The 22,923-nt window shown below is 64.7% G+C and carries 13 protein-coding genes; 6 read left to right on the top strand and 7 right to left on the bottom strand.

Translation table 11 applies throughout. The features are described 5' to 3' along the window. Position 1: 1 nt before the first annotated feature. The gene (locus BLU74_RS04350) at positions 2-1,462 is read right to left on the bottom strand and encodes a sulfatase (protein ID WP_089765590.1); all 1,461 of its coding nucleotides are present in this window, start codon (positions 1,460-1,462) and stop codon (positions 2-4) included. Positions 1,463-1,624: 162 nt separating this feature from the next. On the opposite strand from BLU74_RS04350, the gene hjc reads away from it, so the two are divergent. Next, positions 1,625-2,059: a Holliday junction resolvase Hjc gene (hjc, locus tag BLU74_RS04345; RefSeq protein ID WP_089765588.1), complete on the top strand. Its 435-nt coding sequence runs from the start codon at positions 1,625-1,627 to the stop codon at positions 2,057-2,059. Between the two features lie 82 nt (positions 2,060-2,141). Continuing rightward, a complete protein-coding gene (locus tag BLU74_RS04340) occupies positions 2,142-2,336 on the top strand; it encodes a DUF7472 family protein (RefSeq protein WP_089765586.1) in 195 nt (64 codons plus the stop codon). A gap of 111 nt (positions 2,337-2,447) precedes the next feature. Here the strand turns inward: BLU74_RS04340 and BLU74_RS04335 are convergent, their stop codons facing one another. Then, on the bottom strand, positions 2,448-3,647 hold the full coding sequence (locus BLU74_RS04335) for a DNA primase large subunit PriL (RefSeq protein WP_342702052.1): 1,200 nt from the start codon (positions 3,645-3,647) through the stop codon (positions 2,448-2,450). Between the two features lie 110 nt (positions 3,648-3,757). On the opposite strand from BLU74_RS04335, the gene BLU74_RS04330 reads away from it, so the two are divergent. Continuing rightward, entirely contained in the window at positions 3,758-4,348 is a 591-nt protein-coding gene (locus BLU74_RS04330) for a DUF7474 family protein (RefSeq protein ID WP_089766084.1), read from the top strand. Between the two features lie 31 nt (positions 4,349-4,379). Here BLU74_RS04330 and BLU74_RS04325 read toward each other — a convergent pair whose 3' ends face one another. Together BLU74_RS04325 and BLU74_RS04320 are read right to left on the bottom strand one after the other, a co-directional pair. Further along, entirely contained in the window at positions 4,380-5,123 is a 744-nt protein-coding gene (locus BLU74_RS04325) for a DNA polymerase sliding clamp (RefSeq protein ID WP_089765584.1), read from the bottom strand. Between the two features lie 98 nt (positions 5,124-5,221). Next, positions 5,222-7,537, bottom strand: coding sequence for a transglutaminase TgpA family protein (locus BLU74_RS04320; protein WP_139175641.1), 2,316 nt, complete (start codon positions 7,535-7,537; stop codon positions 5,222-5,224). A 262-nt stretch (positions 7,538-7,799) separates the two neighbouring features. On the opposite strand from BLU74_RS04320, the gene BLU74_RS04315 reads away from it, so the two are divergent. The 3 genes from BLU74_RS04315 (at position 7,800) to BLU74_RS04305 (ending at position 10,652) form a co-directional block, all read left to right on the top strand. Continuing rightward, entirely contained in the window at positions 7,800-8,645 is an 846-nt protein-coding gene (locus tag BLU74_RS04315; RefSeq protein WP_089765581.1) for an ion transporter, read from the top strand. A 356-nt stretch (positions 8,646-9,001) separates the two neighbouring features. After that, positions 9,002-9,670, top strand: a complete 669-nt coding sequence (locus tag BLU74_RS04310) for a potassium channel family protein (protein ID WP_089765579.1) — start codon at positions 9,002-9,004, stop codon at positions 9,668-9,670. Between the two features lie 205 nt (positions 9,671-9,875). Continuing rightward, entirely contained in the window at positions 9,876-10,652 is a 777-nt protein-coding gene (locus tag BLU74_RS04305) for a 23S rRNA (uridine(2552)-2'-O)-methyltransferase (RefSeq protein ID WP_089766081.1), read from the top strand. Positions 10,653-10,659: 7 nt separating this feature from the next. On the opposite strand, the gene BLU74_RS04300 is transcribed toward BLU74_RS04305, so the two are convergent. The 3 genes from BLU74_RS04300 to BLU74_RS04290 form a co-directional block, all read right to left on the bottom strand. Next, a complete protein-coding gene (locus BLU74_RS04300) occupies positions 10,660-11,373 on the bottom strand; it encodes a queuosine precursor transporter (protein WP_089765577.1) in 714 nt (237 codons plus the stop codon). Continuing rightward, positions 11,366-11,542 (bottom strand): ribbon-helix-helix domain-containing protein, encoded by a 177-nt coding sequence (locus tag BLU74_RS04295; protein WP_089765575.1) that lies wholly within the window; start codon positions 11,540-11,542, stop codon positions 11,366-11,368. The genes BLU74_RS04300 and BLU74_RS04295 overlap by 8 nt, the downstream gene beginning before the upstream one ends. Positions 11,543-11,612: 70 nt before the next feature. Continuing rightward, positions 11,613-22,895 carry an Ig-like domain-containing protein gene (locus BLU74_RS04290; RefSeq protein ID WP_089765574.1) on the bottom strand — a complete coding sequence of 3,761 codons (11,283 nt, stop codon included), beginning with the start codon at positions 22,893-22,895 and terminating at the stop codon, positions 11,613-11,615. Between the last annotated feature and the right edge of the window lie 28 nt (positions 22,896-22,923).

The following is a 22,923-nucleotide window of genomic DNA, read 5'->3' as shown; positions in this document are numbered from 1 at the left end:
GTTACTTGTATCCGAGCGCCTCCAACCGCGCGTCGAGTCCCGCGTCCATCTCCGCGTCGGGCCCGTCGGCCGCCGCACCGTCGGCGGCCCCGTCGTGTCTACGGAGCACGTCGACGTGGGCGTCGACGAGCGGGCGGAACCGATCGATCACCGCGCGGGCCGGACCGTCGGCGTCGAGATCGCCCGCCGTCAGGTCCGTCTGCTGGTCGAGGTCGTCGGGACGGTGATACAGTTCCTCGGTCTCGGCATCGACGTTTCGGATGTAGATCCAGTCGCGGTCGCGGACGCTGACGAGCAGGTCGCCGTCAGACAGCGACCGGGGGATCGGTTGAGCCGTCACGTCCTCGCCGCGGACGGTGACCGAGATCACGGGGTCGTCCGGCGGTGCGTCGCCCGCACTGACCGTGGATGCCAGCGAGGTGCCGGTCCAGCGGTCCGGAGCGTCGACGCCCAGCAGGTCGGTCACTGTCGGGGGGACGTCGTCGAGTCCGACCTGGCCGTCGATCCGTCGGCCCGGCGTCTCGGGCACGTCGACGATCAGCGGGACGCGGATCAGTTCGTCGTACAGTTTCGGGTAGTGTGCGAGGTGGCCGTGTTCCTGGAACTCCTCGCCGTGGTCGCCGGCGAGGACGATCGCCGTCTCGTCGTCGAAGCCGTTCGCCGAGAGCGAGTCGAGCAGGCGGCCGACGCTGGCGTCGACCTGCCGTGCGGCGGCCTGATAGAGCGTCCGGAGGTCCGAGAGGGTGCGTTCGCCGACCTCCCAGCCCAGTCCCGTCCGCGTGTGGGCGTGAAGCATCCGGTGGGTCCCGACGCGGTTGCCGGAGACCTCGCGGATGTAGCGCGGGGCGGGGACGTAGGGCGTGTGCGTGTCCATATAGTGCACCCACAGGAAGAACGGTTCCTCGACCGTTTCGAGGAACGCCGCGGCGGCGTGTTCGACGTCGAACATCCGCGAGGTGTCCAGAAACGGACGATCGTCGACGTCGCCCGCCAGCCGCGACCGGACGCGTCGGAACGGCGACGTGGCGAGTTGGATCCACGCCTCGACGGTCGGGTGCGTCGCGAGGTATCGGCTGTAGATGCTGCCGCCGACACTCGCAACGAACGGCTCGAACTCGTCGAATCCGTCGTCGTAGCCCCAGTGAGAGGTCAGAAAGCCGTTTGCGGCGTTGAAGCCGCCGGTCGAGACGCCGGCACCCGAGAGGACGCCAGCGAGCGTCGGGACCGACTCGACGCCAATCTCGCCAGCGTCGGCGAAGACCGGCCGCGACGCCAGGATCGACGGGAACGAGAAAGGCGTCCAGTTCCCGGTCGCGAAGGCCCGCTCGAACACCGTGCCCCGGTCGGCGAGGCCGTCGATGACGGGCGTGTGACGAGCCGCGTCGTACGCGCCGAGCGCGTCCGCTCGAAGTGAATCGACCGTGACGAGTACGACGTTCGAGACCGCAGTGTCTGCGTCCATAGGCCCTCCGTGGTGTGGGGATCCCGACGCGGCGACGGCTGCCCGGGAGTCCGCTGTCTATGGAATTAAGGATCGGTTTCATATTTATACCCGTGGGTTTCCGTGTCGGGAGCGGAATCGCGGTGTCGTCCGGTTTAAGACGCTCACCCTCCGAGGGGGTATATGTCCTCGAATCGGAAAGGTGACCGCCGCGAGCGCGAACTCGTCAATCGCCTCGACGAGGCCGGGTTCGCGGTGATGCGTGCGCCCGCGTCGGGGTCGGCGACCGAACGGGAGTTGCCGGACGTACTCGCGGGGAACGGCGAGATCTTCTACGCCATCGAGGCCAAATCCAGCTCCGGGCGACCGATTTACCTCACCGGCGAGGAGGTCGAGGCGCTGATCTACTTCGCGCAGAACTTCGGCGCAAAGGCCCGTATCGGTGTCCGCTTCGACCGCGAGTCGTGGTACTTCTTCCACCCCGGCGACCTGCACGTGACAGACGGCGGGAACTACCGCGTCAAGAAGGAGACGGCGCTCGCGGAGGGCGAGTCCTTCGAGTCGTTCGTTGGCGGCCCCGAACAGGCCCGTCTGACCGACGTCGACGACGAGTCGTGATCCCGTCGCGACCGAGATGCGGCCGGAGGGCCGCGAAATCGGCATCGAAGCGCTTTTAGAACGGCCACGGAAACTCGGACGTATGGATATCGACGCGGAGATGCGGCGGAAGATCGTCGTCTCTATCGTCTCTGTCGGCGTTTTCTTCGCCGTGTTCATCGGCATCGGTGCCACCTTCGGGCCCGACCTCGGGGACACCGGGGGGCTCGCCCTCGTCGGATCGATCGCCCTCTTCATTCTCGTGATGGCAGGAGCGGGCGTCTACCTCGGCGAGTGACTGCGGTCGTCCCCGGGGTGCCGCCTCTCATACTGATTACTCTCACGTGTTACCGCCGAGCGCCACCCCCGCTGACGGCGCCCCGGCGGTAAGAGACGAGAGTAATCAGTCTCAGTCGCCGTTCGCCGCGTCCCGCCAGTCCCGGACGTCGCCAGCCTCGCTGACAGCGCTGGTGTAGTACGACAGGGGATGTGAGATCGTCTCACACCGCTCGTCGGGATCGACGCAGATTCCGTAGGACTGCATCGTCGTACACGACGGGGGTGGGAACTGGGTGCTGTCGGTATCGGCGAGATACTCGACACGAGCACGGATCCGCTCGGCGGGCGGGCGGTCCTCGTCCGCCGCGGACTCGTTCGGAGATCCCCCGGCAGCGTCGTCCGCCGGACTGTCCTCGCCGACGTCCAGAAGCGTCACCACGTCCTGGTCGTCCATCCCGAACGCCACGAGGAACGAGACCAGCGAGAACTCCGCGTGGCTCGACAGCGACTCGCCTTCTCTGGCCCGGCGGACCAGCGCTTTCATACACGGCGGGAACAGCGCCGGGACGACCGCTTCGTCCCCGGCGTGCGCGCCCGTGTCGTGATCGTCGAGGAGGGATTTGAGCGCCGCGACGGTCGGGTCGAGCGCGTCCGCGATGGCGTCGCCGCCGTCGGTCCCGCGCACCTCGACGGGGAGTCCCGCCGCCACCCGATCCTCGACGGCGGCCTCGAGGAGTCGGTACAGTTGATCGGAAGCGATTCGGACCTCGCCGTCTTCGACCTCGCGGTTGACGAGCCGCCAACGACTCCCCCAGTCGGATTCGGCGAAGTCGAGATACGGGCCCAGCGCGACCCAGTAGTGCGACGGCGACCGGGAGGCGCCCGTTCGCTCGCGGCGGTCGCCCGGCCCGTTGCCCCGGTCCGGACGGACGGTTCCTTCGAGGTCGAACTCCCGGAGGACCGTTTCGAGCGATGCGGTCCGTCGGCTCGCGGGGCCCTCGTCGGGTTCCGAGAAGTCCGCGCGGAACCGCTCGCGCGCGGTCGTCGCCTCCGCCGTCGCGTACTTGTCCACCGCGGCGGGCGTATCGATCAGCGAGACCAGGATGCGCGCGATCGGATACGAGAGCAACTGCTCGCGTCGGTCCCAGCGTCCCGGCTCCTCGGCCGCGACGGTGCCCTCCATCAGCGCGCGTTCGACCCGCTCGCGGCCGCGCTCGACGGCGGGCGCGTCCTCGGCGATGAGTGCCGCCGGGGAGAGATCCGCCTCGCGAACGGCCTCACGCGCCCCGTCGAAGAAGGGATAGCGGGCGTAGAGCGGATCGATCGGCATCGCCCATCTGTTTCGACCGCCGCCGAATAAACACGACGGTCAGGGTGACGGCCGGAAGCGACGGCGGGGACACCGTGGCACCTAAGACCGCAGGCGGCGTTCTCGTGGCTGTGCCGCAGTTCGACTACCCGTGTCCCGACTGCCGGGCCACGAACAGCCTCCACGACGCCGGCTGCGAGTTCGAGGGGACGCCCTGGCCGGACGTCGAGAAGGCCTACACCGACGTCATCGCGGAGCTCTCGGCCGGTCCGGTCGCCGAGACGGCGCTCTACGACGCGGTCGATGGCGAGTGGGGGGCGCTCCACCGCGCAGCGCTCGATCGCCTCACGCGCGACGAGCGCGTCACGAAGCGCAACGAGGTCCTCAGGCTTCGGACCGCCGCCGAGTTCCGCGAGCAGGTCTCCGAGCCGACCAGAGAGCCGATGCGGACCATATACACGAACGGGAGCGTCCCCGGCTGCCACGACAACGCGGTGTTCGCGATGGTCGCGTGGTACGAGATGGTCGGGCTCTCGTGGTCGGAGACGAAAGCGAACGTGGTCGAGTGGCTCGAAGAGAGCGGCGCGTGGGCTCGCGGCGGCTTCGAGGAGTCCTCCCCGGAGGCGCTCGTCGAGTCGAAGCGCCACGTCTACGAGTCGGGGTACGGGTGGAAGGAGAAGGCCGAGGCGGCAAAGCGCGTCATCGATCGCCACCGCGGGTGAGCCTCGGGTCGGTGCTGGTGAGCCGAGACGGTTACTCGCTCTGGATCCGCGGCGCGAGCATGTACGTGATGTTGCCCTGTCCTTCGGCGACCGCGTAGTGGATCTTCACCGGGAACTCCTCACCGAGTTCGATCGTCACCTCGGCGTCTTTCGGGATCGCCTTGTTCATATCTTTCAGGTAGTCGAGCGAAAACAGCGAATCGGCCGACCCGGCGGTGAGCGCGATCAGGTCCTCGGCGTCGAGTTCGAAGTCCACGTCGTCGGTGTCGCCCTCGGCCTCGATGTGAAAGGCTTCGTCGGCGGCGTCGACGCGGAGGCGGACGTGATCTGAGACCATATCGGCGGCCTTGATCCCGCGGTCCAGTTGGGCCCCCTCCAGCACGATCTCTGCGGAGAGGTCCAGGTCGGGGATGTCGGGCTCCTGGCGGATCGAGTCGGGATCGATGAGCGCCAGCGTCGAGGAGAGGCCGTCCATCCGGATGTTGAGCTTCCGCGTCTCCTCGTCGAGTTCGAGTTCGACCAGTTCGTCACCCGAGGCCATCCCGACGAAGTCTTCGAGCTTCGCGAGGTTGACGCCGATGACGCCTCCGTCGGCCTCGTAGGACTCGAACGCGGCCGCATCGAGCGAGAGATCCACCATCCCGACGTTCGCGGGGTCGACCGCGCGAATCGACAGCTCGTCCTCGTTCAGCCGGATCTTACACTCGTCGACCAGCACACTCACCGAGTCGAGTGCGTCCTGGAGCGTAGACGCGCCCACGATGGCCTTGAACATATGCGCGCAGGTACGACAGCGGGCTTAAAAATACTCCTGATTCTTGTTCACGCGCGCGATGGAGTCGGGGGAGCGCGACGTCGTCTCGGGACCGCTGACTACCGGTCCGTCCCGCGACGGAGCCGCCAGAGGAGGGAGGCCTCCCGGCTGATCTGGGTCGCGATCTCCCGTGCCTCGTCCGCGCGCTGCCGTGAGACGGCTCCTTTGTACACCGCGTGCTCGTAGAGGTGGACCAGCCGGTCCAGCCGGTCGTCCCGCGTGCCGCGCTGTTGGACGGCCGCGACGTACTCGCGGCGGGTTTCGCCGTCCCGTCGAGACCGGTACTGCCGCCCGAGGACGGCCTCGACGCGGTCGAACGCTCGTTCGACGTCCTGTCGGGGCGAATCCGTGGCGGGTTGCCAGTACCGGTCGACGGCTCGAAGGCCGCGCTGCAGGAGGCCAACCTTCGACGCACCGAGTGCGAGGCCGACGGCTCCGGCCGCGAGCGCCAGTCCGTCGGGCCCGGAAAGGTCCGTGAGGAGTGAGCGCCGAGTGACGGCGGATTCGGACTCGGTGCCGGACGACGAGTCGGGCGTCAGCGTGACCGGGGCGGTGTCGGCCGCGACCGCGCCGCGCTGCTCGTCGATCCGGCTCTGATTCGGGGGGGTGGACGTCGTCGTCGCGCGCTCGGTGGCGGAACCGGTGGCCGCTGGGGTGGGTGTCGCGTTGTCCGACGCGGTGGCAGTCGACCGCGCCGCGCTGAGACGCGTTCGGGCGGTGTCGACACCGCTGCGGTTCGACTGGCGGACGGTCTGCAGCCGGCGCTGTCGGACCGTCTGCCGCGGCCCGCTGGGCGTCGGATCGAAGGCGACCCACCCGATCTCGGGGAAGTAGACTTCGACCCACGCGTGGGAGTTGAAGCCGCGAACCACCCACTCGGTCTCGCTGACCTGTTGTCCCGTCGAGTACCCCACCGCGAACCGCGCCGGCACGTCGAGCGTTCTGAGCATCACCGTCATCGCCGTCGCGAAGTAGACGCAGTAGCCGCGGTCCATCCGAAAGACGAACGCGTCCGCGACGTTCCCGTCCGGGCGAGTGACGTCGAGAGAGTACTCCCGGTTGTCTTCGAGCCACTGCTCGATCGTGACTGTTTTTTCGAACGGCGTCTCGGCGTCCGCGGTGAGTTCGGCCGCGAACCGGCCGATGCGGCCCGGCGTGTTGGCCGGGAGCTGGAGGTAGCGGTCGCGGATCTCATCCGGGATCGACCCCGTCGCGTCCCGGAGCGCAGCGGGGTCCCGGATCGGCCGTTCGCTCGTGACCGAGTACGACTCCTCTGCGGCGAACGACTGGGTCGGTTGGAGTCCGCCGAGGGCCGTAACCCGGGTCCGAGACGCGACGTCGGAGCCGACGCTGACCGGGTTCCAGGCGGCCGGCATCGTCTCAACTGCCGTCTCGGCCTCGAACCGCTGTTCGATCGTCTCGGTTTCGCCGGGGGGCGAACGCAGCGAATCGTCGTAGTCGTTGGGATCGCCCGAGCGGACCCACCCGTCGCCGGTGAACCGATCGTAGGCGGCGACGTGCCAGAGCGCGGCGCGGTCTGCCGTCACGGTGAAGCGGACCGTCGACGAGAGCGAGAGCGTCCCGCGGATGTCGATCCGACCCGCTGCCTCGTTGAGACTCCCCTCGACCGTCGTGAGTCCAGCGGCGTTCGTCCCCCCGGAGAACGACGCGTCTCCGGACGGCGAGAACACCGCGGCGGTGACGGGGCGCGCCACCCGGGCGAGCACGACGGCGGCCGCGAGGACGATCCCGAGTTCGCGGATCTGGGTCCACGACGCCCCCGACCGGTCGAGCGTTCCAAAGCCCAGCACCGCGAGCGCGCTCGTGACGCCACCGAGGGCGGCGGTACGGCCGGCGTCGCCGGTGAGCAAGAAGAATCCGAGCGTGAGTCCGCCGATCCAGGCAGCGAGGGCGTACTGCCGGCGGAGCAGGAGGTACCAGGTGGCGAAAATCGGGGCAGGAGCGATCCCGACCGCCCAGAGGTCGGCGCGAACGATCCGCAGCAAGGTGAGGTCGCCGAAGACCAGAACGACGAGGTCCCGCAGAACGCGGAGCGAGGTGACTGCCGCGTACGTGTCCGGCAGTGAGAGGAGATGCCCGCCGACTCCGAGTACGAGCAGGACGCCGCCGACCCCGAGTCCGGTCTCGAGAGAGCGGTCGCGCGCCGCCGTCGCACCGACGAACGCGAGCAGAGCGGCGAGGGCCAGCCACGCGGTCCCGCCGACGACGTTCGTGATGCCGTAGAGCACGGAGAGCACGGCGCTGAGGAGGCCCACACCGGCCAGTAACGCGAGCACTCGGGGCCACGCGGATCGGGCGGACGCGAGCGTTCGGCGGTGCGGTCGGAGCGCGCTCGTGAGACGGGAGACTCTCATAGACGGCCAGCGGCGCTGACAAATCGTACCATAGGACACTGAGAGAGTAAAGATTGGGTCCGATCGGACGCTGCGTTCGCGTCCGGGCCCTCACCGTGTGACGGAGCGATCGCACTGCGCGGAAGTCCGGGCCGGGCACGGTGCGAACCGCCCCGACGGACGGTGAGAACGATTCCGGTGGATGCTACCGTCCGTCGTCGGGAGCGGGCCGACGACGTCGGCGGTGGCCCGCTTCTTTACGTCCGATTGCCCACTACTCCGTATGGGCCCCGATGTATCCGCTCCGGGCGAACGGGACCGTCGTGAGTTGGTTCAGTTTTACCTCCTGGATCACGAGACAGTCCTCGGAAAGGCGATCGATATCGGCCTGCTGGGACTGAATCTGCTGTTCGTCGGCGTCGTCGTCGCCGAAACGTACCCGATTGCCGCCTCGCTCCGAGCGCTCCTGTGGAACCTCGAAGTCGGCGTTGCGTTCATCTTCGCCGGAGAATACCTGCTCCGACTGTACGGAGCCCCAGACCGGCGGGCAGAATTTCTCAACGGGTATATGCTGATTGACCTGATTGCGATTGTCCCGACGCTGTTGGTCTTCCTGTCGCCGGTCTCGATTAGCGCGTTAGAGATTGGCTTTCTACGGGCGCTTCGAGTCATCCGCGTGCTGCGGTTCTACCGATTCACCGACGATGCGGAGTTTTTCTTCGGGACCGTCACCGACAACACGTTGCGCGCCGGGAGACTCCTGCTGACGATTGTGATTCTCCTGTTCGTTTCCGCCGGCGTGTTCTACAGCGTCGAGCAGGCGGCGAACCCCAACGTCACGACGTTCGGCGACGCCTTCTACTACGCCGTGATCACCCTGACAACGACCGGGTTCGGCGATATCATCCCCGTCACGACCGCCGGCAGGTGGGTCTCCGTGGGGTCGATACTGGCCGCGATCATCGTCATCCCGCGGCAGGCGAGTACGTTCGTCAAGGAGTGGACGTCCAAGGAGAAGATCAACGTGACGTGCCCCCAGTGTGGGTTGGAGTACCACGATCGGGACGCGTCGCACTGCAAGGCCTGCGGGCACGTCGTGTACCAGGAATTCGATTCCAGGGCGGAGTGAGGGAATCGGCCGGGGAGGTGGGTTACGCGGAGCGTGCCGTACACGCAGTGCCGGAGTGCGAAGCGCGGCGACAGTGATCCCGATCCGGCCCCAGGCGAGGGAGTCGACGTACTGTCAGAGTCCCGAAAACAGGGCCGGCCGGACCAGATCATACAGAACGCCGACGCGAACGGCGGCCTGGCCCGGAGCTCCTAGCCGACGATACTCCCAAAGAAGGGACCAAGAGTACGATTCGCGTGGGAGTAACGCTGGTCGGCTTTCGGCATTCCGGTCGCCAGTTCCGAGAGCGAGACCGCGGCCAACAGCGGAGCCCGCACCCACAACACTCAGTACCGAGGGGGCTGTTATCTGAGACGATGCCGGTCAATGACCTCCGGGTCGTGATCGTCGGTGGCAAGCACGTCGGCTACCACACAGCGCGCCGATTAGACAACCGTGGTCACGACGTCGTCATTATCGAGAAGGACGAGGACCGTGCGGACTTTCTGAGCGACCAGTACATCGCGAGTGTCATTCACGGTGACGGCGGCCGACCGAGTATTCTCCGCCAGGCTGACTTAGCGCGCAGCGACGTCTTGGCCTCGCTGACGAGCTACGGGGCGATGACGAACCTGGGGATCTGTATGACCGGCCAGCGGATCGCGCCGGATATCCGAACTGTCGCTCGGATCGATCACGGTGACGACGAGGAGTACGAAGAGATGGTCGATGCGGTGGTCTACCCGGAGGAACTGGCCGCGTATGCGGCCGCCAACGAGGTCATAAAGATCAGTGACGGCGGCGTCAGAACGATCGAGGAGATAACCGACGACCTCGAACTGATGGAGATCACCGTCAGCGAGAACGCCCCTGTTGCCGGAAAGACGCTCGAAGCCGTCTCGTTACCGCGTGGCGCGGTCGTCGTCGCCGACAACGAGAGCGATCAGTTCCCGGGACCGGACACGGTGTTCGAACCCGGCAGAGCGTATATCCTCGCTGTCAGGACGGGGGTAACCGACGAGGTCGTCAGGCTGCTCCGCGGGTAAGTCGTTCGACGCGTGGCAGCCTCGTTCAGGCTCGCCCGCGGATCGTCGGGGTGAGATACCCGGTATCGGTCCAACGGCGAGTACAGTCGAGGCGGCCGCCCCCATCCGATGTCCCTTTCCGGGTCGGCGGCGTCCCGTGGGGTATGAGCGCGAATTCGCCTCCGGTATCAACGCGGAGCACATCAGCGGAGTTGGTGAGAACCGTATGACTGATCGAGACGAGTACTACAACAGGGCCAAACAGGAGGGCTACCGGGCTCGTTCGGCGTACAAACTGAAACAACTGGACGAGGACGCCGGCCTGTTCGGTCCCGGGAACACAGTCGTCGACCTCGGTGCGGCCCCCGGCGGCTGGCTCCAGGTCGCCAGCGAGGCGATCGGCGAGCAGGGGACCGTCGTCGGCGTCGACTTCCAGCGGATTCGGGAACTGGAGCGCGAGAACGTCGAGACGATCCGTGGCGATATGACCGACGAGGAGACGAAAGCTGAAGTCCGCGAGCGAGTCGGCGAGGACGGGGCGGACGTGGTGATCTCCGATATGGCCCCGAATATGACCGGCGAGTACTCCGTCGATCACGCGCGCTCGGTGCACCTCGCGCGACAGGCGCTGGAAGTGGCGCTGGAGTTGCTCCCGGCCGGCGGCGACTTCGTCGCGAAGGTGTTCGACGGACAGGACCTCGACGACCTGAAAGACGACGTCGACGACGAGTTCGAGTACGTCCGGTCGATCCGTCCCGAGGCCTCCCGCGACTCCTCCTCGGAACTGTATCTGGTCGGGAAGCACCGCGTCACGGCCCCGGTTTCGGAGGGCGACGAACGCGACGCTGTCGTCGACGACGTCGGCAGCGAGGGCGACGGCGTGGTGAAGATCGACGGCTACACCGTGTTCGTTCCGGGGGTAGAGACGGGCGATACAGTCCGGATCCGGATCACGGACGTCAAGTCCGACTACGGGTTCGCAGAGGTCGTCGACGAGGAATGAACCGCGGTTATTTCGCTGCCCAGGCGTCCTCGCCGCCCGAGATCTGCGACCCGCCGAGCGCGCCGACGACGGCGTAGACGAACGGCGTGTCGATCAGTGCGATGAGGAGCTTCAACAGGTACTGCCCGACGATCAGCGAGAGCACGACCGAAACGGAGAACGGGTCCCCGAAGCCGAGCACCCGCGGCGCGACGTAGAACGCGACGACGACGAAGATGACCGTATCGATCGCCTGGCTCGTGGCCGTCGAGGCGATGTTACGGAGCCACAGCATCGACTCGCCGGTGGCGTCGCGGATGCGGTGGAAGACGAGGACGTCCCAGTTCTGACTCACGACGTAGGCCAGGAGGCTGCCGATGACGATGTTCGTCCCCGGGGCGAGCACCGCGCGGTACTGCGAGGCGCTCTCTGGGTTCGCCGCGGGCGCGAGGATCGTACTCCACACGAGGGCCAGGAGGACGAAGTTCATCACGAATCCCACGTTGACCATCACCTGCGCCGCGCGGCGCCCGTACAGTTCGGAGTAGCAATCGGAGGCGAAGAACGTCAGCGCGTACGCCAGCGCGGCCCCCGGGAGGATGATCGTCGCCCCGGTCACAGGTACCTCGACGGGGAGCCCGAAGGCCAACAGTTTCGATGCCGTGAGCTGCGCCGTCGTCAGCGCCGTCACGAACAGTGCCACGAGCGCGACGGAGCCGATCTGGCTTCGCGTCTCACTCATCGTCGTTTAAGCGGCCGTGGCGGGAATCGATCTCGTCGAGCATATCCAGCGTCTTGCGGATCGACGCTCGAACGGCGTCGCTCCGGTTGACGAACTTTCCGTCGTCCCCGACGTGTTCGTCGAGGTCAGTAAGAAGCTCTTGTGGGATCTCCACGCTTATTTTGGGCATATTCCGGGATTATCGCAGGAATATATAGATATTTGCTCTCGGCTTCCGTCGGCACTCGGAAGGGCGGCGGTCAGCGTCGCCTGCGCGCCCACAGCGCGACGAGGACCAGCGCCCCGACCGCGGTCCCGACGCCGAAGCCGGGCGCTCCGGTCCCCGACGACGATTCCTCGATGGTGAGCGTCCCCGCACTTCGGTTCCCGACGCGGACTTCGTAAGTGCCGGGGTCGAGCGATGCGCCGTACTCAGCGAAGGTGATCTCGGTCGTGTTGCCGGCGTCGATCGTCACTTCCTGCATCGCTAGCTGCGTATCGCCTGCGGACAGTGCGATCGTTTCCGTGCCGGCGACCGCTCCCGTGTTGTTCACCGTCGCCGTGACGGTGACTGTCCCTCCGGCCGTGGTCGTGTCCGTCGAGAGCGACGACGAATCGACGGAGATGTTTGCCGCCGCGGCCTGAACGCTCACGGTCCCGGTCGCTATGTCGTCGCTGCTCGCGACTTCGACGGTGTACCGTTCAGCGTCGACACCGGTCGTATTCCACGTCAGTTGGACTTCCTGCGACTCCGCAGGGCCGAGCGTGCGTGTCGTGCTGTTCCGTTCTGTGCCGTTCACCGACAGCCTGATCGTCTGGGTCCCGCTCACGTCTCCGGTGTTCTCGATCGTCGCGGTGACTGTGAGGTGCTCACCGACGACTACCGGCGCATTCGTCGAGTCGATCGTGATGTCGACGAACGCGGGTTCTCGGACCTGAACCGCAGTCGAGGCCGTGTCGTGCTCGGTCGCGACTGTCGCTTGGTACGTGCCGTCTTCGCTCTCTGCAGTCGTCCAACTGAGTGTAACCGTCGTATTGGTACCCGGATCTAACTGTACCGACTCCGTGTCGCGTTCCTGGCCGCCAGCGTTCAGCGACACCTGCTGGGTCCCCGACTCGTTCCCAACGTTCTCGATCGTCGCCGTGATCTCTAGCGTCTCGCCGGCCACGACTGGTTCGTTCGTCCCGGCGATCGACGCAGTGAAGTTGGCCGTGCTGCCCTCGACCGAGACGCTGTCTTCGACAGTCGCGGTAATCCCGGTTCCGGACGTATCGACGGCGGTCTCGAGCGCCGCTTCGTAGGTCCCGTCTGTGCCGGCCGCATACGACGCGTTGTAGGTGTACGAACCGTCGGAGTGCTGCGTCTCTTCGAAGTCCGCCTCGGTGAGAACGGCGGATTCAGGTCCGCTCAGATTCACCGCGATCTCGTCGAGCTCTCTGTCCACCTCGATTGTGAGATTGACGTCCCGTCCGGTCGGGTTCATCGCCTCGAAGGTCGTCACCTGTGGCGCAGAGGTGTTGCCTGTCACCGACACTGTCCCCGAGGAGTACCCGATCGGCGTGAACACGCGCACGCCGCCACTCGGCAGCTGCCTGACAGTCAGCGGGGCGCGCTTGCCCTGGTACGTCGCGGTGAGCTGGCTCGGTGAGACGCCCCAGTCGGCGATGATCGCGTCGGGGATGATCGCGCGGTAGAACCCGGTGCTCACGGTTCGGCCGTCCGGCTCGTAGTGCGGTGACGCCACGGCGATCTCCAGCGCTCCGGGGTCGCCGTTCGACGGGAGCGTGTACTGTGGTGGGGCGAACGCTTGCGCGTCGCTGGCGATGAGTCCGCCGCGGAGACGCTCCCGGCCGGTCTGCTGACCCTCCAGCGAGAAAGTCGTGATATCGACGATAGCGTCGTAGGAGACGGTCGCCGATCCGTTCACGAGGGGCCACTCCCTGGGATCGGGATTCGTGATCCGTTCGTCCCAGTCCGCTTCGGCGGGCGTCAGGGCGAACGTGATCCGGGTCGTGTTCCCGTCGATTTGCGTCGTCTCCCAGTCCGTGGCGTTCGCCGTACCGACGGCGAACAGCGGATCGAAGTTCTCGACAGTCACGTTCACGCGCAGACGGGTGTCGCTGTCGATCCCTGCGGCGGTACCAATCTCGCGCGTATCGGGTTGGCCGTCCGGATGGAGGTACCAGTCCACCGCCTTGTGCTGGAAGTCGAATGAGGCGTTCACTTCCACCCCCGAGACATCGCTCCCGTTCGCGTAAGAGACCGACGCGTCGGTGATCGACGGCGTCGGTGAGCCGTCGAAACCGACGGCTCCGTGGCTGATCGAGGATTGGACCGGTCGACCGCGGTTCTCGTCCAGAATGTACGCCTGGAAGGTCGCGTTGCGGTTGAGTTCAGACGCGTTCACCTCGACCGTCGCCGTTCCCGATGAATCGCTCACGGGGACCGATCTGGTTCCCAATCCGGAGCCGATCGTCGTCTCCGCCAGCCGGATCGTCGCGTTCTCCGGGGCGATATTGCCGAGATCGTACGTGACTTCGATCCCCTCGCCTTCCGCATCGGTCACTGTCTGTGCGCCGACGCTCGTCGAGACGCCCTCGTATGCGAAGACGATGCTCGAGCTGTTCGCCAGCACGAGTGGTGAGCCCGTGCTGTTGGCAACCACCTGGATCTCGGCAGTGAACGCGCCGCCACCGAGTTCGTCCGCCGGCACGGTGACCGCACTGAGTCCGCTCTTCGTCCCGACCTGCGTCGTCTTACCGACCAGTTCCCGACCGTCGCTCGCGTTGTACAGCCACAGTTCCACGTCGCTCGCATCGACGGATTCACCGGACACATTGAATGTCACGTCGAGGCTCGACAGCGTCTCCGCCGCGAGGTCGCTCGTCGTGAGTGTGACACCCGGCGAGGGGGGCAGGGCGATGCCGCCCTCTCCCCCGCCTTCTTGTCCACCGCCGTCATCCACCGTCTCAGCCGTGAGGGTTACGGGATCAGACGCGTAGACTATGCGATCCGTAGCGTTTACCAGCGTGACGTTCAGGGTGACGTCTCCGGAGAGCGTGCCGGCGGGTATCGCGATTCTCGTCGTTCCGTTCACGCTTCCAGGAGTCGCGTTTCCGACGATGGTGCCGTTGCCCGCGGTGGCGTTTCTCACCACGATCTCGACGTCACTGGGCGCGATGACGCCCGTGGCGTTATAGTCGAGTGATAGATTCGTGCGCTCACTGGGAACGTATCCGCTATCACCGGGGGCGAGAACCGTCGGCGCGGTCGAATCGGATCCGTTGTACGTCACTACGGCGGTCTCTTCGGAGTAGGTGACGTCGAAGGAGACGCGCGCCCCGCCGTCCGGCGTCGTCGAGACGGTGGTCGATTTTCGCGTGCCGTCGAACTTTCCGACGAGGTCCGAGGCGCTCACGCCCCACTCGTCAAGCAGTGACGGCGGGATGTACGCCTCGAATAAGCCCTCGTTGACTGTCTTGCCGTCAGTCTCGTAGTGCGGCGCCGCGACCTCCAGTTCGACTCGGTCGGGCGTCGCCGAGGCGTTGTACGTCGGCGCTCCGAACCGCTGGGCGTCGGTGAGGAAGACGCTGCCGTTCAGCCGCTCACGGTACGTCGGCGAGACCGTCGAGAGGCCGTCGACGGCGTACGTGATAGTCTGATTCTGGGACTGCGTCGCGGTCAGCGAACCAGTCCACTCGTCCGGGGGATTGTTGTTGTTACCGAAGTACGAGTGGACCTCCACCGGCGACCCCGTGATCGAGAGCGTCCAGTCGCCGTCGGCGGTGCGCGTCCGTGACCAGTTCACGTCGCGCGCCGACCCGATCAGGACCCGCGGCGTGAAGTTCGCGACCGTGACGTTCACCCGAATCCGGGTGGAGTCGTCGACGCCGACCCCTTCGAGTTCGTAGTTACCGCCCGGTTCGCCACCGTTGTTCAGTCCCACATACGATTCGTTTCTGAGTTGGACCTGAAGGAGGCCACCGGAGAACTCCGCGTGCAGACTGACGTTCGAAAGATCGGGCTGCGTGCCGCCGGCGTGGCTAACGTTCGAAGCGACGACGGACGGCACCGCAGTCGGCGGCGCGTCTGCCGAATCGACGGTCAGATTGGTAATCGTTTCGGCCGCCGTGGCGCCGGGGCTCGACGTGTTGTAGAGTTCGGTTCGCACGGTGACGTTGCCGTCGAGCGCCCCGGCTTCGACTCGCAGGTCGGCCTCGCCGTCCACGAGCAGGGAGGTGTTCCGGGCGACGACCGTGTCGTTCGTTCCGGTGACGTTTCGGAGGCGGACGCCGACATCACTGGGCGCGATGACGCCAGTGGCGTTGTGGAACGTGGTGAAATTGAGCCTGGCGTCCGGATCGTAGGTGGCGTTCGCAGGCGCGAAGATCGCCGGCGCAGGCGGGGCGCTGTCCCCATCATCGTCGGGTGTCTCGGCGGTGAGGTTCACCAGCTCGGACGCGTAGACGGCGTCTGTCGTACCGTTCGCGAGGGTGACGTTGATCGTGACGTCGCCGACGAACGTGCCGGCGGGGATCGTCACTCCCGCGTTGCCGCTCGGACTTCCGGGGGTCGCGGTCGCGACAACCGTGCCGTTGCCCGCAGTCGCGTTCCGGAAGCGGATCTCGACGTCGTCGGGTGCGACAAACCCGGTCGCGTTGTACCCGATACTGGCAGTGAACTCCTCGGTGGGGTCGTACGTCCCGTCACTCGGGACGAGGACGACCGGCGCGGGCTCGGCGAACCCCTCGTCCGTTCCGTCGTCTCCGTCCGTTGGCGCAGTGAGGTTCACGAGCCCGGCGGCTTCTGTGGTTCCGTTAGACGTATTGTACAGTTCGGCTCGCAGCGTGACGTTGCCGTCGATCGCTCCGGTCGGGATCGTCGTGTTGACGGTCCCGACCACGGGCAGGGAGGTAGACGCGTTGTTCGCGACGACCGTGTCGTTCGTCCCAGTGACGTTCCGGAGACGGACGCCGACGTCACCGGGCGCGATGACGCCGTCGGCGTTGTGGAACGTACCGATGGTGGTCTCGGCCGTCGGATCGTAGGCGTCGTCCGCGGGCGTGAGGATCGCCGGAGCGGTCACCGCCGTGAGATTCACTAGATCGGACGCGTAGACCCTGTCCTCCGTAGTGTTCACGAGCGTGACGTTCAGCGTGACGTCTCCGGAGAGCGATCCGGCGGGGACGAGCACCTCTTCAGTTCCCTCGGCGCTTCCGGGCGCCTCGCTCGCGACGACGGTGCCATTACCCGCGGTGGCGTTTCTCACTACGATCCCGACGTCCCCGGAGTCAATGACGCCTGTAGCGTTGTAGCTGATCTGGGGGGTACTGCTCCGGGTGGGCGCGTAGATCCCGTCTTCGGGTGCCCTGATGACCGGATCGGCCGGTGGCGCTGCCTGGTCCTCGGGCGAAACCGTGATCGCGGCCGTCGTGGTGTTCGTGTTCCCGGCATCGTCCGTCACCGTGACCTCGACCGCATACGTCCCCGTACTGGCGTACGAGTGGTTCACCGTCGGTCCGCTGGCGGTCGTTCCGTCGCCGAGCTGCCAGGTGTAGCTCACGACCGAAGAGGTCGCATCGTCCGCGTTCGCGACGAATTCGACCGTCTCGCCGACCCCGACGGTCGTGTTGTTGGCGTCGATCGACACGCCCGGAGCGGTCGTATCGAGCGTCAGCGACGGTCCGACCGTCCGGTTGCGGTTGCCCGCAGTATCGACGGCACCGAACCGAGGCGTGACCGTCCCGTCGGGGCCAGCGCGAACCGCGTCGACGGTGAACGTTCCGTTGTAGATCCCGTCGTCGCCGTCAGTGAGTGGGACGTTGCTGGCACCGAACCCGCTGGCATTGAGGAGCACGTCGGCGAGTCCGCTCCCGCCGGTGTCGGTGACCGCTACTGATGCTTCGATCCGGTCGCCACCGGTGACGACCCCGTCGCTGTCAGTCACGTCGGTGAGCGCCGGATTCGTGAGCGTCGGCGCCGTCCCATCGGGTGAACCTGCCGATTCAACGGTGATGATGACAGTCCCCGTATCGGTCCGACTGCCGTCGCTAGCCTCGTAGGTGAACGAGTCGGAGCCGTTGAAACCGGGTGCAGGCGTGTACGAGAGGCTCCCGTTGGCAGCGAGCGTGAGCGTCCCGTTATCGGGGCTACTCACGATATCGGCCGTGAGCGAATCGCCGTCCGGATCCGAATCGTCGTCCAGGACCCCCGGTGCCGAGACTGTTAGTGTCCGGTTTTCGGAGGCGATGTAGCTGTCGTTGCGCGCTATCGGTGCCTGATTAGTCTCCGTCACGGTGATAGTAACCGTCGCCGTATCTGTCAGACCCCCGTCGCTTGCTTCATAGGTGAACGAGTCAGTCCCGGTGAAGCCTTGGTAGGGGGTGTACGAGAGGCTCCCATTGGTAGCAAGTGAGAGCGTGCCGTTCGTCGGGCCGCTCACCACGCTCGTCGAGAGGCTATCGCCGTCGGGATCGGAGTCGTTGCCGAGGACACCCGGTGCCGAGACGTCAAGCGTGGAGAGATCCCGATCCGTACTCTCGTTGACCGTGTAGTTGTTGTTGCGCGCGATCGGCGCGTCGTTGACCGCGGTGACTGTGATCGTCACCGTGGCGGTGCTATTGAACTCGCGGTCGGTGGCGTTGTAGGTAAACGAGTCGGTGCCGGTGAAGTTCGCGTTCGGTGTGTACGAGAAGTTCCCGTTCGCGGCCAGCGAAAGCGTCCCGTTCGTCGGGCCGGTCACGAGCGTTGCGCTCAGCACGTCGCCGTTCGGATCGAAATCGTTTTCGAGAACATCCGATGCAGGGTCCAGCGTCGTGTTCTCCGGCGTGGTGTACGTGTCGTCGGCCGCCGTCGGTGCCTGGTTCGTCTCACCCACATCGACCGTGATCGACGTTGTGTTCGTGTTGCCGGCGGTGTCAGAGACGTTGAGATCGACCGTGTACGTCCCAGCCGACGCGAACCTGTACGTGACGCTCTTCGTGAGGCCAAAGAACCCCCGCCGCTCGAAATCATCGTTCGAGTCGATAATGTCCCACCGGTGCTCGTTGAGACGGGTGTTGTCGGTGGAGCTGCTCGCGTTGAACCGGATAGTGTCGCCCGGGTCTATCTTCGTCTGGTTGGCAGTCGCCCTCGCCACCGGTGGTTGCGTGTCGAGCGTCAGTGCGAACCCCGTCGTGGTCGAGTCCGAGTTCTCCGCACCGTCGGTGGCGGTGATCTTGAGCAACTCTGAGCCGTCCTTGGCCTGTGGTTTGCTCGCGTTCACGGTGAAACTGCCGCGGTAGACGCCTTCGACGGTCGTCTCGGACAGGCTCACCGTGCCTGCGCCGAACCTGCTGGCGTCGGCCGTCACGGACGTGATGACACTGCCTCCGGGGTCGGTCACATTCACACTCACCTCAACCACGTCGTCGTCACGGACGACGGACCTCCGATCGTCGCGTGCCACGGCCTCCGCATCGCTCAGCACGGGCGCAGTGTCGTCTTTGGCGGTTACGTTGATCGTCACCGTGGCCGTGTCGGTGAGCTCGCCGTCAGTGGCGCTGTAGGTGAACGAGTCCGTGCCGGTGAAATCCGTATCTGGCGTGTACTCGAAACTTCCATCGGCGTTGAGTGTCAGCGAGCCGTTCCTCGGATCGCTCACGGGCGTCGCGTTCAGCGTGTCCCCGTTCGGGTCTGAATCGTTATCCAATATGCCCGGCGCAGAGACGTTCAACGCCGTGTTCTCGGACGTGGTGTAACTGTCCTCAACTGCCGTCGGTGGATCGTTGCGCTCGGTGATCGTGATAGTGACCGTGGCCGTGCTATTGAGTTCACCGTCGGTGGCGTTGTAGGTGAACGAATCCGTCCCGAAAAAGCCCTGATCCGGTGTGTACTCAAAACTTCCGCTAGCATTGAGTGTCAGCGATCCGTTCGTCGGATCGCTCACGGGCGTCGCGTTGAGCACGTCGTTTTCCGGGTCCGAGTCGTTCGCCAACACGCCCGACGCGGAGACGCTCAACGTCGAATTCTCGGGCGTGGTGTAGCTGTCGTCGACTGCCGTCGGCGGATCGTTGACCTGCGTGACGGTGATCGTGACGGTCGCGGTGTCCGTGATCGTTCCGTCGCTGACGTTGTAAGTGAACGAGTCGGTGCCGGCGAAGTCGGCATCCGGCTGATAAATGAAGCTCCCGTTCGCATAGAGCGTCAGCGAGCCGTTCGTTGGTCGCGTCGCCACCGCAGCGGTGAGCGTGTCGTTATCTGGATCCGAGTCGTTGTCGAGTACGCCTGCCGATGCCGAGACGGTGAGCGTCGTGTCCTCGGGTGTACTGTACGTATCGTCACTCGCAGTCGGCCCCTTCGGATCGTCGATCAACACCGGGTAGTCGTTCGTTCGGATCGTCCAGACTTCCCCGTACGTCAGCCCCGACATATTGCTGCGTGCCGCCTCGCCGGTCATCTGAGAAGTATTTAGGGCTGTAGCGTTCTCGGCTGAGGTCGACCGATTGGTCGTTTCTCTATCCCAGTATGAGTCTCGTACGGTTCCTTTGGGCGGGTATGTGGTGATATAGTTCTGTGCGAGGAGGCCGCCGACGCTCACATTTGACGGAGGCTCCTGGGAACTGACCTTCCCGACGGCGAACGTGTCCTCAATCGTCCCATCGTTCTCGGCGACGAGTCCACCTGCGAAATCTGTATTTAAATTCTGACCGTCTTCTTCGATCGTGACCGCCCCGGAGGCCCACGCATTGGTAATGTTGCCGCTGTTGATACCAACAAGGCCACCACCTGAAGATGTTGCCAAGACATCGCCTGAAGCGGATGCCTTCTCAATAGTGCCACTGTTGAGTCCCACCAGTCCGCCAGTTTGGAGGAAACCCTCAACGGAACCACTCGCAGAAACGTTTCGGATTTTGCCGTTACCGTCATTCCACCCGGCTAATCCGCCGACGCGATCAGACCCGTTGACTTTTCCGCTCGCTGAAGCAGTCCTGATTGACCCCCTGTTGAGGCCGATCAGCCCGCCGATATGCTCGGGGAAGACACCATCATATTTCTCCCCTTTTATATCACCAGTCGCAGAAACGTCTCTGACTTCCACATCGTCGCCGGTAACACCGACCACTCCACCGACGCGTTTGAAACCGGTTACAGTCACGCTTGCCGAAACGTTACTGACCGTTGATCGGGTTGTGATGCCAGCTAATCCACCGACATCACCCGGGTTGCCCCCTACGCCTGCACCTTTCCCGGTGACGGTTCCGCCTATCGACACGTTTTGGATCGTCCCTCCGTTGTGGTCCCCGACGAGTCCCCCAACGTTCTCATTTCCAGTCACACTGACACTTGTCAGCGTCACTGCCTTGATGGTGCTATCGCTGGTATTGCCGAATAGTCCCACGTAATCTTCGCTTTGGCGGGCGATGGTAAGTCCGGTAATCGTGTACTCGTTTCCATCAAATGTTCCACTGAACGAACTCCCCGGCGTGTTGGTTTTGTCGTCGACCCCCCCGACCGGATCGAACCCCTTGCCCCCGTTCCACGTCGATGTGTTCGAGGCGTCGATGTCGTTTTCGAGCGTGTAGTTGGCGCTCAGATCGTCTTCCATCGCCTGCAACTCCGAGGCGTTGGTGATTACGTACGGATCACCTTCGGTCCCGTTTCCTGTGAGGTCGTTCGGTGATACGTCGACCCGCTGTGAGTCCTTCTCGTCGCTCTCACTAACATTTATTATCACCGTCGCGGTGTCGGCTGACGTGCCGTCACTGGCGTTGTAGGTGAACGAGTCCGTCCCAAAAAAGCCCGGATCCGGTGTGTACTCGAAACTTCCATCGGCGTTGAATATTAATGTCCCGTTCGCCGGACCGCTTACCACAGCAGCCGTAAGCGGATCGCCGTTTGGATCCGAATCGTTCTCTAATACGCCCGGTGCGGAGACAGTTCGCGTCGTGTTCTCCGCTGTGGTGAAGGTATCGTTAACGGCATTTAGCTGATCCATACTGCGCAACGCCGGGTAGTCGCTCGGCTGGGTCTGCCAGACCGTGTCGAAGTCGAGTCCAGGCATATTCGTCCGCGCAGCGTCTCCCTGCATCTGTGCGGTTAGCAGCCTCGACGCATTACTGTCAGAGCGGTTGGCTGTCTTCGTATCCCAGTACGCATCCTCAACTGTTCCGAGGTTGTTACCAACCACCCCTCCCTTGTTTTCGTCTCCGACTACGAGGCCGACAGCAAACGAATCTCGGATCGTATCTCCATTTCCGTTTCGTCCGACCAATCCTCCGACGTTCTTTTCACCGTTCACAGTGCCGGACGCTTTCGTGTTCGCTATCGATCCGGTGTTCAACCCAACGAGTCCGCCCGTATCTTCATCTGTGTTGTCTTCACCGACCGACATCGAATTGACATCACCCGACGCCGTCGAGTTCATTATTGAACCTCCGTTACCCCCCACGAGGCCACCGAATTCATCGTTGGTGGCTTCGGAGGACAGAGTTACGCTGGTGATATTGCCCGTGGCCGTCGAGCGCGCTACGGTTCCACCATTAGTCCCAACAAGCCCACCGACTCCGTTGAGGCCCTCAACCTCACCAGAGGCGGTCGTATTACGGACGACGGCGGCATCGGAATACTGCTCGACGTTACGTCCCGCAATCCCACCGACATCGTTGCTATCGCTGATGACGTCCCCGGACGCCGTCGCATTTATCACACGTCCGTCTTGATTGAGCCCAACGACCCCGCCCATATCACCGCCGTTCTGCTCTGTTCCAGCTACCGTCGTAACGGTGGCACTTGTCGCCACGTTGGTTATATCACCTGTGTTGAATCCGACCAGCCCTCCGATCCTGAAGTCGCCTTTGACTTTGCCCGATACTGTCACGTCGCTTATTTCCCCGCTGCTCTTTCCGACGAGCAGCCCAATGAGGTTGTTCTGACCTGTAACGTTGCCAGACACCGTTACGTTCCGAATCTCAGTCGGGTTTAAGCGATCGTCGGTACCTTCACTTTGTCCTGCGACTCCCCCTACGAGCCTATCTCCGACGACTGAGACGTTCGTGAGCGATACGTTCACGATCGTCGCGGAGGTGCCGCTTCCGGCACTGTACTCCCCGACACCACCGAAGAGCCCGACGTGCTCCTCATTTGGACGGTCAATCGTGAGTCCCGTGATCGTGTGGCCGTTCCCATCCAGTGATCCGATGAATCGGTCGGTGTCGTTACCAACTGGGTCAAACCCGTTCCCGCCGTTCCACGTGGAGGTGTTTGAGGCGTCGATGTCGCTGCCCAGCCGGTAGTGAGCGTCCAGGTTGTCCTCCATCGCCTGCAACTGTGAGGAGTTATTGATCACGTAGGGATCGTCCGCGGTTCCACTCCCCGAGAGGCTACTCGCTGAGACATCGACCTGTGCAGCCACGTCCCCAGCTGCCGTAAGATCCACTGCGGCCGAACTACTCTGTGAGGCATCGGCGCCCCCCGCGAATCCGACGCCGCCGGCGATCACCGAACACAGCATCACCGTAGCGAGGAACACTGCACGGCCCGCGGTCCGCCGCTCACGACTCATGCCGTCTCCTCCGTCGCTGGTGTACCAC

It is taken from the genome of Halobellus clavatus (genome assembly GCF_900107195.1).
In the GTDB taxonomy this organism is placed as follows: domain Archaea; phylum Halobacteriota; class Halobacteria; order Halobacteriales; family Haloferacaceae; genus Haloquadratum; species Haloquadratum clavatum.
The sequence above is the reverse complement of the archived record's forward strand: the minus strand, read 5'-3'. Positions and strand labels throughout refer to the sequence as shown.

What these genes read in the sequence shown, in the direction of transcription:
- hjc (WP_089765588.1), top strand. Translation starts at nt 1,625, where the DNA reads ATGTCCTCGAATCGGAAAGGTGACCGCCGCGAGCGCGAACTCGTCAAT.
- BLU74_RS04340 (WP_089765586.1), top strand. Translation starts at nt 2,142, where the DNA reads ATGGATATCGACGCGGAGATGCGGCGGAAGATCGTCGTCTCTATCGTC.
- BLU74_RS04290 (WP_089765574.1), bottom strand. Translation starts at nt 22,895, where the DNA reads ATGAGTCGTGAGCGGCGGACCGCGGGCCGTGCAGTGTTCCTCGCTACG.
- BLU74_RS04320 (WP_139175641.1), bottom strand. Translation starts at nt 7,537, where the DNA reads ATGAGAGTCTCCCGTCTCACGAGCGCGCTCCGACCGCACCGCCGAACG.
- BLU74_RS04305 (WP_089766081.1), top strand. Translation starts at nt 9,876, where the DNA reads ATGACTGATCGAGACGAGTACTACAACAGGGCCAAACAGGAGGGCTAC.
- BLU74_RS04315 (WP_089765581.1), top strand. Translation starts at nt 7,800, where the DNA reads ATGGGCCCCGATGTATCCGCTCCGGGCGAACGGGACCGTCGTGAGTTG.
- BLU74_RS04295 (WP_089765575.1), bottom strand. Translation starts at nt 11,542, where the DNA reads ATGCCCAAAATAAGCGTGGAGATCCCACAAGAGCTTCTTACTGACCTC.
- BLU74_RS04300 (WP_089765577.1), bottom strand. Translation starts at nt 11,373, where the DNA reads ATGAGTGAGACGCGAAGCCAGATCGGCTCCGTCGCGCTCGTGGCACTG.
- BLU74_RS04325 (WP_089765584.1), bottom strand. Translation starts at nt 5,123, where the DNA reads ATGTTCAAGGCCATCGTGGGCGCGTCTACGCTCCAGGACGCACTCGAC.
- BLU74_RS04310 (WP_089765579.1), top strand. Translation starts at nt 9,002, where the DNA reads ATGCCGGTCAATGACCTCCGGGTCGTGATCGTCGGTGGCAAGCACGTC.
- BLU74_RS04350 (WP_089765590.1), bottom strand. Translation starts at nt 1,462, where the DNA reads ATGGACGCAGACACTGCGGTCTCGAACGTCGTACTCGTCACGGTCGAT.
- BLU74_RS04335 (WP_342702052.1), bottom strand. Translation starts at nt 3,647, where the DNA reads ATGCCGATCGATCCGCTCTACGCCCGCTATCCCTTCTTCGACGGGGCG.